The organism is Falsiroseomonas bella (assembly GCF_003173615.1).
Taxonomy (GTDB): Bacteria; Pseudomonadota; Alphaproteobacteria; order Acetobacterales; family Acetobacteraceae; genus Falsiroseomonas; species Falsiroseomonas bella.
In genome coordinates, this window is sequence record NZ_QGNA01000003.1 from 765,720 (window position 1) to 779,868 (window position 14,149).

The 14,149-nt window shown below is 72.5% G+C and carries 14 protein-coding genes; 10 read left to right on the top strand and 4 right to left on the bottom strand.

The genetic code is table 11. The features are described 5' to 3' along the window. Positions 1-19: 19 nt before the first annotated feature. Both DFH01_RS16215 and DFH01_RS16220 read right to left on the bottom strand, forming a co-directional pair. Complete coding sequence (locus DFH01_RS16215) at positions 20-1,585, bottom strand: hypothetical protein (protein ID WP_109871471.1); 1,566 nt, start codon at positions 1,583-1,585, stop codon at positions 20-22. Next, positions 1,582-3,147: a hypothetical protein gene (locus tag DFH01_RS16220; RefSeq protein WP_109871472.1), complete on the bottom strand. Its 1,566-nt coding sequence runs from the start codon at positions 3,145-3,147 to the stop codon at positions 1,582-1,584. Before DFH01_RS16220 ends, DFH01_RS16215 begins: the two co-directional genes overlap by 4 nt. Positions 3,148-3,294: 147 nt before the next feature. Here DFH01_RS16220 and DFH01_RS16225 point away from each other — a divergent pair, with 147 nt between their 5' ends. The 10 genes from DFH01_RS16225 to DFH01_RS16270 all read left to right on the top strand — a co-directional run bounded on the left by DFH01_RS16225 (position 3,295) and on the right by DFH01_RS16270 (position 12,911). After that, positions 3,295-4,176 (top strand): 2-dehydro-3-deoxygalactonokinase, encoded by an 882-nt coding sequence (locus DFH01_RS16225; RefSeq protein ID WP_109871473.1) that lies wholly within the window; start codon positions 3,295-3,297, stop codon positions 4,174-4,176. After that, positions 4,167-4,787: a 2-dehydro-3-deoxy-6-phosphogalactonate aldolase gene (locus DFH01_RS16230; protein ID WP_109871474.1), complete on the top strand. Its 621-nt coding sequence runs from the start codon at positions 4,167-4,169 to the stop codon at positions 4,785-4,787. Before DFH01_RS16225 ends, DFH01_RS16230 begins: the two co-directional genes overlap by 10 nt. 69 nt (positions 4,788-4,856) lie before the next feature. Next, complete coding sequence (locus tag DFH01_RS16235) at positions 4,857-5,906, top strand: TRAP transporter substrate-binding protein (protein WP_109871475.1); 1,050 nt, start codon at positions 4,857-4,859, stop codon at positions 5,904-5,906. A gap of 13 nt (positions 5,907-5,919) precedes the next feature. After that, a complete protein-coding gene (locus tag DFH01_RS16240) occupies positions 5,920-6,426 on the top strand; it encodes a TRAP transporter small permease (protein ID WP_109871476.1) in 507 nt (168 codons plus the stop codon). Next, positions 6,393-7,748 (top strand): TRAP transporter large permease, encoded by a 1,356-nt coding sequence (locus DFH01_RS16245; protein ID WP_233256134.1) that lies wholly within the window; start codon positions 6,393-6,395, stop codon positions 7,746-7,748. Before DFH01_RS16240 ends, DFH01_RS16245 begins: the two co-directional genes overlap by 34 nt. A gap of 49 nt (positions 7,749-7,797) precedes the next feature. Continuing rightward, the gene (gene pcaF, locus DFH01_RS16250) at positions 7,798-9,006 is read left to right on the top strand and encodes a 3-oxoadipyl-CoA thiolase (RefSeq protein ID WP_109871477.1); all 1,209 of its coding nucleotides are present in this window, start codon (positions 7,798-7,800) and stop codon (positions 9,004-9,006) included. 23 nt (positions 9,007-9,029) lie between these two features. After that, the gene (gene pcaDC, locus DFH01_RS16255; protein ID WP_109871478.1) at positions 9,030-10,184 is read left to right on the top strand and encodes a bifunctional 3-oxoadipate enol-lactonase/4-carboxymuconolactone decarboxylase PcaDC; all 1,155 of its coding nucleotides are present in this window, start codon (positions 9,030-9,032) and stop codon (positions 10,182-10,184) included. Between the two features lie 55 nt (positions 10,185-10,239). Next, positions 10,240-10,944 (top strand): protocatechuate 3,4-dioxygenase subunit beta, encoded by a 705-nt coding sequence (gene pcaH, locus DFH01_RS16260; protein WP_233256135.1) that lies wholly within the window; start codon positions 10,240-10,242, stop codon positions 10,942-10,944. A 4-nt stretch (positions 10,945-10,948) separates the two neighbouring features. Then, the gene (gene pcaG / locus DFH01_RS16265) at positions 10,949-11,491 is read left to right on the top strand and encodes a protocatechuate 3,4-dioxygenase subunit alpha (protein ID WP_109871479.1); all 543 of its coding nucleotides are present in this window, start codon (positions 10,949-10,951) and stop codon (positions 11,489-11,491) included. A 70-nt stretch (positions 11,492-11,561) separates the two neighbouring features. Then, positions 11,562-12,911, top strand: a complete 1,350-nt coding sequence (locus DFH01_RS16270) for a class-II fumarase/aspartase family protein (RefSeq protein WP_109871480.1) — start codon at positions 11,562-11,564, stop codon at positions 12,909-12,911. Between the two features lie 7 nt (positions 12,912-12,918). Here the strand turns inward: DFH01_RS16270 and DFH01_RS16275 are convergent, their stop codons facing one another. Next, positions 12,919-13,287 (bottom strand): response regulator, encoded by a 369-nt coding sequence (locus DFH01_RS16275; protein ID WP_109871481.1) that lies wholly within the window; start codon positions 13,285-13,287, stop codon positions 12,919-12,921. An 87-nt stretch (positions 13,288-13,374) separates the two neighbouring features. Beyond that, positions 13,375-14,127, bottom strand: coding sequence for a 2-keto-4-pentenoate hydratase (locus tag DFH01_RS16280; protein WP_158287786.1), 753 nt, complete (start codon positions 14,125-14,127; stop codon positions 13,375-13,377). Between the last annotated feature and the right edge of the window lie 22 nt (positions 14,128-14,149).

Below are 14,149 nucleotides of genomic sequence, written 5' to 3' on the forward strand. Positions count from 1 at the left end.
ATCGGGCGAGGACGGCGCGTCAGCGCCGCCCGACCGGGCAGAGCGCCAGCGGGCCGCCGATGCTTGTGGTGAGCCGCCGGCAGGCGGCGAACTCCGCGGCCAGATTGTGCCGCGCGAGGGAGGCCGTGACATGCGCCTCCCCGCCCGGCGTCATCAGCACCAGCACCGGTCCGGGATGCGTGGCGATCCGCCGCGCGATCTCGGCGTCGAAGCCGGTCACCAGCCGCCCGGCCGGATCGTCATGCGCGACGATGCGCAGGAACGGCACCTCCGGCGGGAAGAAGGGGATGACGAAGGCGTTCGGCCGCCAGCCCGGATGCCACCCCGGCACCACCACCAGCGCGCCCTCCAGCGCCATGCCCCCGGGCGGCGCGGCGGCGACGAAGGGGGCGCCCATCGCCCCGTCCCAGGCGATGCGGTCGCGGTTGCTCGGCTGGATCGGCAGGATCGCGATCATCAGCGCCACCGCCAGGATGCGCGCGGCCCGCGGCGCCAGCGGCGCGAAGCCCAGCGCCGCCAGGATCACCAGCGGCGCCAGCATCTCCACCGGGATCAGGTAGCGGTAGATCGAGAACAGGCGCAGCCAGACCAGGTAGCTGACCGCCGTGGCCACCAGCAGGAAGACCGCGATGCGTCGCTCCGCCAGCAGGTTCTCCGCGCGCGGCCGCGCCAGCGCCAGCAGCAGGCCGGCCGGCACCGCCAGATAGGCCACCAGCAGCTTCGCGTCGCGCACCGGGCTGTCCACCCGCCAGGGCGCGCGCAGCATCACCAGCGGCCAGGTCAGCGCCTCCCACAGGTCGCGCGGCATGGCGTGGCGGGTGCGCAGGTCCTCGGCGGGGCCGAGCGGCGAGCGGAAGACGTGGTTGAAGTACGGGAACAGCGGATTGCCCGTCGTCTCCCACAGGTGCCACAGCCAGAAGCCTGAGGTGGCGAGCACCCCGATCACGCCGCCGATGCCGAAGGCCACCATGCTCGCGATGCGCCGCCCCGGCAGCAGCAGCAGCGCGACGCCGATGCCCACCGCGAAGACCGCGACGGTCTGCTTGAGCCCCACCCCTGTCCCGGCGCAGGCGCCGGCCAGCACCAGCAGCGGCAGGCTCCGGCCGAGCGGGCCGTGCTGCACCAGATCCCAGCGGCGCAGGATCAGCCACAGCGCGGCGAAGACCGGCAGCGCCACCAGCGCGTCGTAATAGGTCGTCCCGACGACGTAGATCGAGCCCGCGCCCAGCATTCCGACCAGCGCCGGCACCAGCGGCGGAACGCCCGTGCCGGGCCGCAGCACGTGCCCTGCGATGCGCCACAGCAGCAGCCCGTTCACCCCGTGCAGCGCGCCGAGCAGGAAGGTCAGCGCCGCGCCGGGCAGGTGCCGGTTGCCGAGGTAGAAGGGCAGGTCGAGCAGCGGGTTGAAGTAGACGTGGAAATCCGCCGCGAGCAGGTCGTGGCCGTTGCGCCCGTGAAGCCAGGCATGCGGGTTGTAGTAGTGGTAGTGCAGCAGGTCCCAGTTGTCGTCCTTGCCGAGCAGGACCGCGAGCAGCCCGAAGCCCAGCGGGAAGCCGAGCGCGGCGAGCAGGCTGCGCGCGCTCATCGCAGCCGCCAGGCCGCAACCGTCGGGCCGGGCGGCAGCAGCCGCGCCGCGCCTGGCTCGGCCTGCAAGGCGCGGTCCGCGGCACCGCCGGGCGCGACCAGCAGCACGCCGGCCTGCAGCGCCGCGAGCCGCTCTCGCGGCGGCAGCGCAGCCTCGGTGCCGAGGAAGGGGCGCTCCGCGAGGAAGGCCGTGAAGATCGCCGCGAAGCCGAGCTCGCCGACCGAGGCGACACCGCCCGGCACGTCCTGCGCCTGCATCGCCGCCGCGACCTCACGCGCAGCCAGCAGCGCCGGGTTTGGCCGGCCGAGCAGCGCCACCGCAACGTCGTGGCGCAGCGGCAGCAGGAAGGCCACAAGCAGCAGCAGCGCGGCGAGCGCGCGTCGCAGCCCCTGCCAGGCGCCCTCCCCCGCCAGCGTGAAGGCGATGCCGGCCGCGGCGGCGAACATCAGCGGGTAGGCCAGCATCAGGTAGCGCGGCTCGCCGTTCGACAGCACGGGCAGGTAGATGGCCGCCACCATCGCCGCGGGCAGCACCGCCATGCGCCAGGGCTGCGCACCGGCCACGGCGGCCAGCGGCGCCAGCAGCAGCGCGGCGAGGCCGAGGCCGAAGGCGTCGAAGCCGCGCAGCGTGCGCAGGCTGAGCTCGGCATTGTAGCGGATCAGCCGCCCGAAATGCCGCAGCGAGGCCGCATCCGCCCAGGGCGTCCAGCTCACATAGGCCATCTCGGTCGGCTCTTCCCACGCCGTGACGCGGCCCCCGCGCGGCGCATGGAAGCTGGTGAAGGCCGGGTGATGCGGGTCGAAGCGGTCGCCCGCCGCCGCGACATAGCTCGGCCCGGCGATGGCGAGGTTCAGCGCGCCGCTCGTGCCGAAGCTCGGCTTGCTATATTGCGCCGAGAGCAGGCCGATCCAGGGCGCGGCGACCAGCAGCATCACCACCCCGGAGCGCAGCGCCGCCCAGGCGCCGCGCCAGCCCGCGCGCCACGCCACCATGTGCCAGAGCCCGCAGAGCACCAGCAGGCCGAGCCCGAGCGGCAGCGCCACCGCCTTCGCGTAGTAGGCGAGCCCCAGCAACAGCCCCGCCAGCGCCTGCCCCGCCAGGCGGCGCGGCCAGCCGGGCCGCAGCGCCGCGGCGAGCCCGGCCAGCAGCAGGCCGCTCACCAGCAGGTCGGGCGTGATGATCTGGATGGACCAGGCGAGGGCGAAGCCCATCAGGCACAGCCCACCCACCGCCTGCGCCGCCGCGGGCAACCCCGTCGCACGCAGCAGCGCGAGACCGCCGCCGAGGAAGACCAGCGCCGAGGCCGCCATCGCCAGCCGCGCCGCCGCCAGCAGGTCCCCGGTGAGGGGCAGCAGCGCGGCGACCATCCAGGGCAGCAGCGGCCCCCAGTATCCGCTGGTCGCCAGGTCCCACGCCCCCTCGCGCCAATGGCGGGCAAGCGTGAGGTAGGCAACCGCGTCCGGGTTGAAGCGATCCGGATTCGCCGCCGCCGCCAGCCCGAGCAGGGCGGCCGCGGTCAGCAGCAGCGCCGTCGGCAGAAGCCGACCGCCGGAACGACGCACCGGTTGAGTCCCCTTCATTGCCCCCTGCGAAGATTGCAGCCTCGCACAGGCCGGGCGGCGCCGGAAGCGGCCGGATGCGCGTCACGCCCCGGCGATGGACGCCGGGCGACGCTTGCGCGCGGCACCGCCGCGGCCCATCCCTGGCGCATGATCGGCATCGACTGGGGCACCACGAGCCTGCGCGCCTACCGGCTGGGTCCGGGCGGCGCGGTCACTGACCGCCTGGACCGGCCGGGCGGCATCCTGACCGTACCGGCGGGCGGCTTCCCGGCGGCACTGCGGGAGGCGGTCGGCCCCTGGCTGGCGCAGGGCGAGACGCGCGTGCTGCTCTGCGGCATGGTCGGCAGCCGACAGGGCTGGGTGGAGGCCCCCTATCTGCGCTGCCCCGCAGGCCCCGCCGAGATCGCCGCCGCGACCGTGCCCGTGCCCTTCGACGGCGCCGAGATCCGCCTGGTGCCCGGCCTGACCACCGAGGATGCGGACGGCATCCCCGACGTGATGCGCGGAGAAGAGACGAAGCTGGTCGCGCTGGCCATCGGGCTCGACGACGCGCTGGCCTGCATGCCCGGCACGCACAGCAAATGGGCGCGGCTGGAAGCCGACCGCGTCACGCATTTCACCACCCACATGACCGGCGAGACCTTCGCGGCGCTCTCCGCGCACACGATCCTGGCGCGCACCAGCTTGGATGGCCCGCACCGGCCGGAGGCCTTCGCGCGCGGCGTGACGCGCGCGCGCCAGCATGGCGGGCTGCTGCACCACCTCTTCGGCGCCCGCACGCTGCACCTGATGGACAGGCTGGAGCAGGCCGAGACGCGCAGCTACCTCTCCGGCCTGCTGATCGGCCACGAGATCGCCGCCGCGCTCGCCGCGCATCCCGTTGCGCAGGTGGAGCTGGTCGGCGCGGCGGAGCTCGCCGCGCTCTACGAGGACGCGCTGCGTCTGTCCGGGGTCACCGTGCGCAAGCACGACCCGGACCTCGTCGCCGCCGGACTGCACCAGATCGGACGGAGCCTCGGATGGATCTGAAGGACTGGCTCGCCCGCTGCCCGCTCGTCGCCATCCTGCGCGGCGTGCGGCCGGCGGAGGTGGAAGCGATCGGCGAGGCGCTGATCGCCGAAGGCATCGCCGTCATCGAGGTGCCGCTGAACTCGCCCGATCCGCTCGACAGCATCGGCCGGCTCGCCCGGCGCTGCGGCGACCGCGCGCTGGTCGGCGCCGGCACCGTGCTCGATCCGGCCGATTGCGCGCGCATCGCGGAAGCCGGCGGGCGGCTGGTGGTGACGCCACATGCCGACCCGGATGTGGTGCGCGCGGCGAAGGCGGCGGGGATGCTCGCCGTGCCGGGCTTCTTCACGCCGGGCGAAGCCTTCGCCCTGCTCAAGGCCGGCGCCGACGGGCTGAAGCTGTTCCCCGCCGAGGCCGCCTCGCCGGCCGTGCTGAAGGCGCTGCTGGCGGTGCTGCCGAAGGGCACGCCGATCCTGCCGGTGGGCGGGATCGAGCCCGGCAACATGGCGCCCTGGCGCGCCGCGGGCGCCGCCGGCTTCGGGATCGGCAGCGCGATCTATCGCCCGGGCGACGATGCGCCCACGGTCGCCGCCAAGGCGCGCGCGTTGCAGGGTGCCCTGGCCGGCGCTTGAAAGCCGGCCCGGGCGCTTCTATTGCGGAATGGCGGCCGAAAAGCCGCGTCCAGGGAGGCAAGAAACATCATGATCGCCCGTCGCTCGATCCTTCTCGCCGGGGCCGCCGGCCTCGCGGCGCCGGCGCTGGTGCGCCCCGCCTCCGCGCAGGAAGTGACGCTCCGCCTGCACCACTTCCTGCCCGCCGTGTCCAACGTGCACCGCCACTTCCTGCAGCCCTGGGCGCAGAAGATCGCGACCGAGAGCGGCGGCAGGCTGCGCATCCAGATCTTCCCCTCGATGCAGCTCGGCGGCGCCCCGCCGCAGCTCTACGATCAGGCGCGCGACGGCGTCGCCGACATTGTCTGGACGCTGCCCGGCAACACGCCCGGCCGCTTCCCGAAGGTCGAGGTGTTCGAGCTGCCCTTCGTCGCGCATCGCCTTGCGATGCCGAACGCCAAGGCCTGCTGGGAATTCACCGACAAGCACCTGCGCGACGAGTTCCGGGAAGTGCACCCGATCACGGTCTGGGCGCATGACGGCGGCTCGATCCATGCGAACAAGGAGGTCCTCACCATGGAGGACCTGCGCGGCCTGAAGCTGCGCTTCCCGACGCGCCAGGCCGGCGAGGCGCTGCGCGCCCTCGGCGCCGCGCCGATCGGCCTGCCCATCCCGCAGGTGCCGGAGGCGCTGAGCCAGCGCGTGATCGACGGCGCGGTGGTCCCGTGGGAGGTTGTGCCCTCCATCCGGCTGCAGGAGCTGGTGCGCAACCACACGGAGATCCCGGGCAGCCCGACGCTCTACGCCGCCACCTTCATCCTCGCGATGAACCCGGCGAAGTACCAGGCCCTCGCGCCCGACCTGAAGCGCGTGCTGGACGCGAACTCCGGCATGGTCGCGGCCGAGATGGCGGCGAAGGTCTGGGACGAGCAGGGCCCCGTGGTGCGCGCCATGGTGGAGCGCCGCCGCGACAACAAGATCGTGCAGATCTCCGAGGCCGAGAAGCGCCGCTGGATGGATGCGACGAAGCCGGTGGTTGATTCCTGGGTCGCCGGATCGCGCGAGAAGGGCTTCGACGGCGCGGCGCTGCTGGCCGATGCGCGCGCGCTGATCGAGAAGAACTCCGGCGGGGTCGGCTGAGCCGGACGCGCCGGTGAGCGCGGACTCCCCCGGCACCGGGCCGCCTTCCGGCCCGGTGCCGCTGCTGGCCCGCGCGCTGGCCTTTCTGGGTGGCGCATCGTTGCTCGTCGCGGCCTGCGTCACGACCGTCTCCGTGCTGCTGCGCTGGACCACCAGCCAGCCGATCCGCGGCGACTTCGAGATCGTCTCCATCGCCGCGGGCGTCGGCGTCTTCGGCTTCCTCGCCTATGGCACGCTGATGCGCACCAACATCCTGGTGGACAGCTTCACCACCTGGCTGCCGCGCCGCCTCAACGCCGCGATCGACGCCTTCTGGCTGCTGGTCTGGGCGGCGGTGACGCTCTGGCTGGCCGAGCGCATGACGCTCGGCGCGCTCGACACGCTGCGCAGCGGCACGCGCACCATCGGCCTGCTGGCCCTGCCCTTCTGGTGGGCGATCGCCATCGGCGCGATGTGCTTCGCCGCGGCGGGGCTGATGGCGCTGTGGTGGGTGCCGCGGCTGCTGCGCGGCCGCAGCTGATGGCGCCCGAATTCGTCCTGGCCGCGACGGGCTTCGCGGTGCTGCTCGGGCTGATCGCGCTGCGCGCGCCGGTCGGGCTCGCGATGCTGCTGGTCGGCATGGGCGGCTATGTCCACATCCTGGACTGGACCGCGCTCGGCAACTACCTCAAGACCACGCCCTACCACCTGTTCTCCAACTACACCCTCTCGGTCATCCCACTCTTCATCCTGATGGGCGCGCTGGCCGAGCGCGGGGGCCTCGCGCGCGACCTCTTCGCGGCGGCGAATGCGCTGGTCGGGCGCAAGCCGGGCGGGATGGCGATGGGCGTGATCGGCGCCTGCGCCTGCTTCGGCGCGGTGTGCGGATCCTCCGTCGCCACCACCGCCACCTTCGGCCGCGCCGCCCTGCCGGAACTGCGGCGCTACGGCTACGACCCCGGCTTCTCCACCGGCACCATCGCGGTCGGCGGCACGCTCGGCATCCTGATCCCGCCTTCGGTGATCCTGGTGGTCTATGCGATCAGCACCGAGCAGAACATCGCCAAGCTGTTCATGGCGGCGCTGATCCCGGGGCTGATCGCCGCGTCCCTCTATCTTGTGGCGATCTGGCTGGTGGTCCGCGCGAAGCCCGAGCTCGGCCCGCCCGGCGAGGTGCCGAGCGCGGCCGAGAAGCGCGACGCCTTCCTCAACGTCATCCCGGCGCTGCTGATCGCCGTGGTGGTGGTGGGCGGCATCTATGGCGGCGTCTTCACGCCGACCGAGAGTGCCGCCGTTGGCGTGATCGCGACGCTCGCCGTCGGCCTGCTGCGGGGGACGCTGCGCGGCCGCCACATCCGGGAAGCGTTGTTCGCCACCGCCGAGACCACGGCGATGATCTTCGTCATCCTGCTGGGTGCGGAGGTGTTCAACGCCTTCCTGGCACTCAGCCAGGCGCCCGACCTGCTCGCGCTCTGGATCACCGAGCAGGATTTCCCGCCGTACGGCGTGCTGGTGCTGCTGCTGGTCGCCTACATCATCCTCGGCGCGGTGATGGATGAGCTGGCGATGATGCTGCTGACGCTGCCGGTCTTCTTCCCGGTGATCACCGCGCTCGACTTCGGTCTCACCACCGAGGAGACGGCGATCTGGTTCGGGATCCTGGTGCTCTGCGTGGTCGGGATCGGGCTGACCGCGCCGCCGATCGGGCTGAACGTCTTCGTCATCTCGTCCCTGGCGCGCGACGTGCCCATCACCCGCACCTACAAGGGCGTGCTGCCCTTCCTCGGGATGGACCTGATCCGCCTGGCGCTGCTGGTCGCCTTCCCCGCCCTGTCGCTCTGGCTGGTGAACGCGCTCAGTTGACGTCCGGGCCGGCGAGGGGCAAGCCCTGGCCAAACGGAGGACCCGACGCATGGCCGACGCCTTCATCTGCGACGCCGCCCGCACCCCCATCGGCCGCTACGCCGGCGCGCTGAAGGAGGTCCGTACGGACGACCTCGCCGCGATCCCGATCAAGGCGCTGAAGGCGCGAAACCCCGAACTCGACTGGGCAGCGGTCGAGGACGTGATCTTCGGCTGCGCCAACCAGGCCGGCGAGGACAACCGCAACGTCGCCCGCATGGCGCTGCTGCTGGCCGGCCTGCCGGACAGCATCCCGGGCAGCACGGTCAACCGCCTCTGCGGCTCCGGCATGGATGCCGTCGGCATCGCCGCGCGCGCCATCAAGGCGGGCGAGACGGAGCTGATGCTGGCCGGCGGCGTCGAGAGCATGACCCGCGCACCCTTCGTGATGAGCAAGTCGCAGGAGGCGTTCGGGCGCACCGCCGAGATCTACGACACCACAATCGGCTGGCGCTTCGTGAACCCGAAGATGAAGGCCGAATACGGCATCGATTCCATGCCGGAGACCGCCGAGAACGTCGCACAGGAATTCCAGATCAGCCGCGCCGACCAGGACGCCTTCGCGTTCCGCTCCCAGCAGCGCGCCGGTCGCGCCATGGCCGCCGGCCGCTTCAAGGAGGAGATCGTCCCGGTGACGATCCCGCGCCGCAAGGGCGATCCGATCGTGGTGGACACCGACGAGCATCCCCGCCCCGACACCACGCTGGAGGCGCTGGCGAAGCTGCCAACGCCCTTCCGCAAGGAAGGCGGCACGGTGACGGCCGGCAATGCCTCCGGCGTGAATGACGGCGCCTGCGCCATCCTGGTCGCCAGCGAGGCCGCCGCGCGGAAGCACGGCCTCACGCCGCGCGCGCGCGTGGTGGCGACCGCGACGGCGGGCGTCGCGCCGCGCATCATGGGCTTCGGCCCGGCGCCGGCGGTGCGCCGGCTGCTCGCCAAGACCGGCGTCGCGCTCGGCGATGTCGGCGTGATCGAGCTGAACGAGGCCTTCGCCGCGCAGGGCCTGGCCGTCACGCGCGACCTCGGCCTGCCGGACGACGCCGAGCATGTGAACCCGAATGGCGGCGCCATCGCGCTCGGCCATCCGCTGGGCATGAGCGGCGCGCGGCTGGTGCAGACCGCGGTGGCGGAGCTGCACCACCGAAAGGAACGCTATGCGGTGGTGACGATGTGCATCGGCGTCGGCCAAGGCATCGCCATGCTGCTCGAGCGCGTCTGACGCGTAGGCTCGTGGATCTCGCCATGTTCCTCCAGCTCCACGACATCGCCGTCCACGCCGTCGTCGAGGGCCCGCCGCCGACCGCGGATGCCGCGCCGATCCTCATGCTGCATTCCATCGGCACGAACCTGCATGTCTTCGACCCGCAGGCCGCGGTGCTGGCGCGCAACCACCGCGTGATCCGCATGGACCTGCGCGGGCACGGGCTTTCGGGCGTCACCGCCGCGCCGGGCAGCATGTCCCGCCACGCGCAGGATGCGCTCGCGCTGCTCGATGCGCTCGGCATCCGGCAGGCGCATGTCGTGGGGCTCTCCATCGGCGGGCGCATCGCGCAGCAGATCGCCGCCGAGGCGCCGGACCGCGTCGCCTCGCTGGTGCTGATGGACACCGCCGCGGAGTTCCCGCCGCCCGAGGCCTGGCAGCAGCGCATCGACATCGTCGCCGCGCAGGGCATGGCGGGGCTCGTGGACATGGTCATGCCGCGCTGGGTGGTGGATGCCTCGCTCGCCTCCGCGCAGGGCCTCAGGCGCATGCTGCTGGGAACGGACCCGCAGGGCTACGCCGCCTCCGCCGCCGCGCTTCGCGATGCGCGCGCGGCCGAGATCGCGGGGCGCATTGCCTGCCCCACCACGGTGCTCGTCGGCGAGCGCGACATCGCGACGCCGCCCGCCATGGCGGAGGCGCTGCGGGACATGATCCCGGGTGCGACGCTCGTCACCATCCCCGAGGCCGCGCATATCCCGACGCTGGAGCGCGCGGAGGCGGTGAACGCCGCGCTGCTCGACCACTTCGCCGCGCTCGCACCGCAACCGGGCGCGGAAGGCGGCCTCGCCATCCGCAAGGCCGTGCTGGGCGAGGCGCATGTCGCGCGCGCGCAGGCCAGCACCACGCCGCTCGACGCCGCCTTCCAGGCGTGGATCACGGAGAATGTCTGGGGCGGCGTCTGGACGCGCCCCGGCCTGCCGCGCCACACGCGCAGCCTGCTGACGCTTGCCATGATGGCAGCCCTCGGCCGGCACGAGGAGTTCGAACTGCATGTCCGCGCCACCCGCAACACCGGCGTGACGCCGGAGGAGATCGCGGAAGTGCTGCTGCAGGTCGGCGCCTATGCGGGGGTTCCCGCGGCGAATTCCGCGCTTAAGATCGCGCGGCGCGTCCTGCAGGAAGAGGCGGGCTGACCCTGCCCCTGCCGCAAGGTCCGCCCAAAAGGCCGCACGGCAAGGAAGGCACACGGTGAGCGACCCGATCCCCTATCGCCGGCCCGATCCGGCGACGCAGCCGCCGCTCGACAGCCCCGCCTATGGCAGCACGCACAAGCGGCACCCGAAGCAGCCTTTGCTGCGCATCCCGCATACCCTCACCGAGACCAGCGCGCCGCGCTTCGACGCGTCGCGCTATCCCGCGCATGCCGACATGAGCCAGGTGAACGGCAAGGGCGCGCTCGGCGAGCGCATCATCGTCGCCGGCCGCATCACGGACGAGGATGGCCGCCCGCAGCGCGGCGTCATGGTGGAGGTGTGGCAGGCCAATGCGTCGGGCCGATACCACCATCCGCGCGACCAGCACGACGCGCCGCTCGATCCGAATTTCGAAGGGCGCGCGCGCATCTTCACGGACGACCAGGGGAACTACAGCTTCGTCAGCGTGAAGCCCGGCGCCTATCCCTGGCGGAACCACTGGAACGCCTGGCGTCCCATCCACATCCATTTCGGCCTGCATGGCGCGGGCTTCGCCCAGCGCATGATCACCCAGATGTATTTTCCGGGCGATCCGCTGCTCGACCTCGATCCGATCTTCCTCTCCACGCCGGACAAGGCGGCGCGCGACCGGCTGATCTCGAAGTTCGACCTCGAGATCACCAAGCCCGAATGGGCGCTCGGCTACCGATTCGACATGGTGCTGCGCGGCCGCGAGGCCACGCCCTTCGAGAAGGCCTGAGGCGATGACCGCAGCCACCGCGCACCAGACCGCCGGTCCCTACTGGCACATGATCGACTTCCCCGAATGGGCGGACCTGCTCCGCGCCGGCTCGGGCAACGAGGGCGTGCAGGGCGAGCGCATCACGCTGATGGGCCGCATCACCGATGGCGAGGGCGCGCCGGTCGCCGACGGCATGGTGGAGATCTTCCAGGCCGGGCCGGACGGGAAATACGAGGATGTCTTCCACGGCTTCGGCCGCGCCGCCACGGACAGCGACGGCGTCTTCCGCTTCACCACGCTGAAGCCGGGCCCCGTGCCCGGCCGCGGCAATGCGATGCAGGCGCCGCATATCGAGATCGCGATCTTCGCCCGCGGCCTGATGCAGCACCTGGTCACGCGCGCCTATTTCGAGGGCGAGGCGCTGAACGCGACCGACCCCGTGCTGACGATGGTGGAGGATCCTGCGCGCCGCAGGACGCTGGTGGCGAAGCCGCAGGGCGACGGCGTCTGGCGCCTGGACATCCGGCTGCAAGGGGACGGAGAGACAGTATTTCTGGAGGTGTGAGGTGGCCGCGCCTCCCCCGCACACGTCTCCCTCCCCCGCACGCGGGAGAGGGAACAGTCAGGCAGACCCGATGACCGTGCACCCCGCCGACGCGCCCGTGCATGGCGCCGTCTATGGCTCCGACGCGATGCGCGCGATCCTCGGCGAGCGCGCCGCGCTGCAGCGCATGCTGGATTTCGAGGCAGCGCTGGCCCGCGCGCAGGCGCGGCTCGGCCTGATCCCCGCCGAGGCCGCTTCCGCGATCACGGCAGCCGCCGACGCGACGCAGCTCGACCTGCCCGCGCTCGCCGCCGCCACGCGCAACATGGGTTTTTGCACGGTCGGCCTGGTGAAGCAGCTTTCGGCGCTCGCGGGCGCCGAGGCGGGCCGCTGGACGCATTGGGGCGCGACCACGCAGGACGTGCTGGACACCGCGCTGGTGCTGCAGCTGCGCGACGCCATCGCGCTGCTCGACGCCGACCTGGCGCGCCTGATCACAGCCTTCGCAAAGCTCGCGCGCGCGCATCGCAACACCGTCATGCCCGGCCGCACCCATGCGCAGCAGGCGCTGCCGATCACCTTCGGCTACAAGGTGGCGCTCTGGCTCGATCCGCTGATCACCATGCGTGAACGGCTCGTGCAGCTTCGCCCGCGCGTGCTGCGCCTGCAATTCGGCGGCGCGGTCGGCACGCTCGCATCGCTGGGTGAGGACGGACCGCGCGTCGCAGCGGAACTGGCGAAGGAGCTCGACCTGGCGCTTCCCGCCATCACCTGGCATGTCGCGCGCGACGGCATCGCGGAGCTCGGCTGCTGGTGCGGCATCCTCGGCGGCACGCTGGCCAAGCCCGCCACCGACATCCTCTGGTTGATGCAGTCGGAGGTCGGCGAAGCCAGCGAGCCCGCGGCCCCCGGCAAGGGCGGCAGCTCCACCATGCCGCAGAAGCGCAACCCGATCGGCTGCGAATACGTGATCGCCCAGGCCCGCGCCGCGCAGGCGCAGATCCCGCTGCTGCTCGGCGCCATGCTGCACCAGCACGAACGCGGCGCCGGCCCGATGCAGGAGGAACAGCTCGCCCTCGGCCAGATCCTGCTGCTGACGCATGGTGCGCTGGCCACGCTGCTGCCGATCGCGGAGGGGCTGGAGGTGGACGCCGCACGCATGCGCCGCAACCTCGACGCGGGCGGCGGGCTGATCATGGCGGAGGCGGTGATGATGGGCCTCGCCCCCCATCTCGGCCGCGGCGCCGCGCACGACGCGGTCCATCACGCCTGCGACGTCGCGCTCGCCGAGGGCGTGCCACTCGCCGCCGCCCTCGCGCGCGACAGCCGCATCGCAAAGCTGCTCGATGCCGATGGCATTACGCGCCTCACCGATCCCGCGGGCTATCTCGGCGCGGCCCAGTCCTTCACGGATGCCGTGCTGCGGCGCAGCGGCGCTTGACGACGCATCACGCCGACGCGACGGCGCGCTCGAGCGTCTTGACCGCGCAGGACAGGCTGAAGGGCTTGGCGAGGAACGCCGCGTCCGGCAGGGCGCGCCGCGGATCGGCCTCCCGCACGCGGCCGGAGGCATAGACCACCGGCAGGTCCGGGCGCAGGCGCCGCGCGGCGCGCGCCAGCACGAAGCCATCGGCGCCCGGAAGGTTGATGTCCGTCAGCAGCGCGGAGATGTCGTCCCGCGAGGCCACGACATGCAGCGCGGCCTCCGCGTCGCCGGCCTCGAGCACCTCGAAGCCGGCATCGGTCAGCGCCTCGGCAAGCGTGCCGCGAACGAGCGGATCGTCCTCCACGAGGAGCAGCAGGCGCGACGAGACCATGGGCTGAAAGCAGGCTCTGATGCTGATGCCGTCACACTGCGGCAGCCCGCGTGCCCCGTCGCTTGAAAGTTGCGTGAGCCCTGGCCGTCAGCCGAGGTCCACGACCACCTCGCCAAGCCCGGCGAAGCCGCCGACCACGCGCTGGCCGCCCTCGACGAAAAGCAGGCCCGTCCAGCTTCCCGTGGTGACAACCTGCCCGGCTTCCAGATGCAGGCCGAAGGCGTGCAGGTGATTGGCCAGGCGCGTGAGGGACAGCAGCGGATCGCCGGCCGGGTTGCTGCCGCGCTTCTCCACCTGCACCTGGCCGCCGCAGCTCTGCCGCACCGTCAGGTCGCCCAGGTCGTGGCTGCGCCAGCCCGGCACCTCCGCGCCGCAGATCAATCCGGCATGGGCGATGTTGTCGGCCATGTTCTCGTTCAGCGTCACCGCCTTCAGGTCGGCGTAGCGGCTGACCACCAGTTCCACGGCCGGGAAGCAGGCGGCGATCGCCTCGGTCACTTCCTCGCGCGTATACGGCGTGCCGCGCGCCGGCAGGTCGCGGCCGAGGCGGAAGGCGATCTCGGTCTCGATGCCGATCTTCCCGCCCTTCGGCACCGGCCAGGCCGCCGGCGCAGCCTTGATGCCGCGCGCATCCAGCAGCGCGGCCGAGGGCGGCGCGCTCGCCGGCGTCGCGCATTTGTAGCCGCCGATCGTGCCGCCCAGCCGGCGCAGGACCTCCTTCTGGATCGCCCAGGCCCCCGCCTCGTCGGAAGGCGCGGCGGCGCCGAGGCCGGGGATGGGCGGTGCGCCGTTGCGGACGGCGAGCAGCGCCTCGGCGGCGCGGAGGATGGTCTCTGACATGCGACGTTCCCGAGTGTGGCGG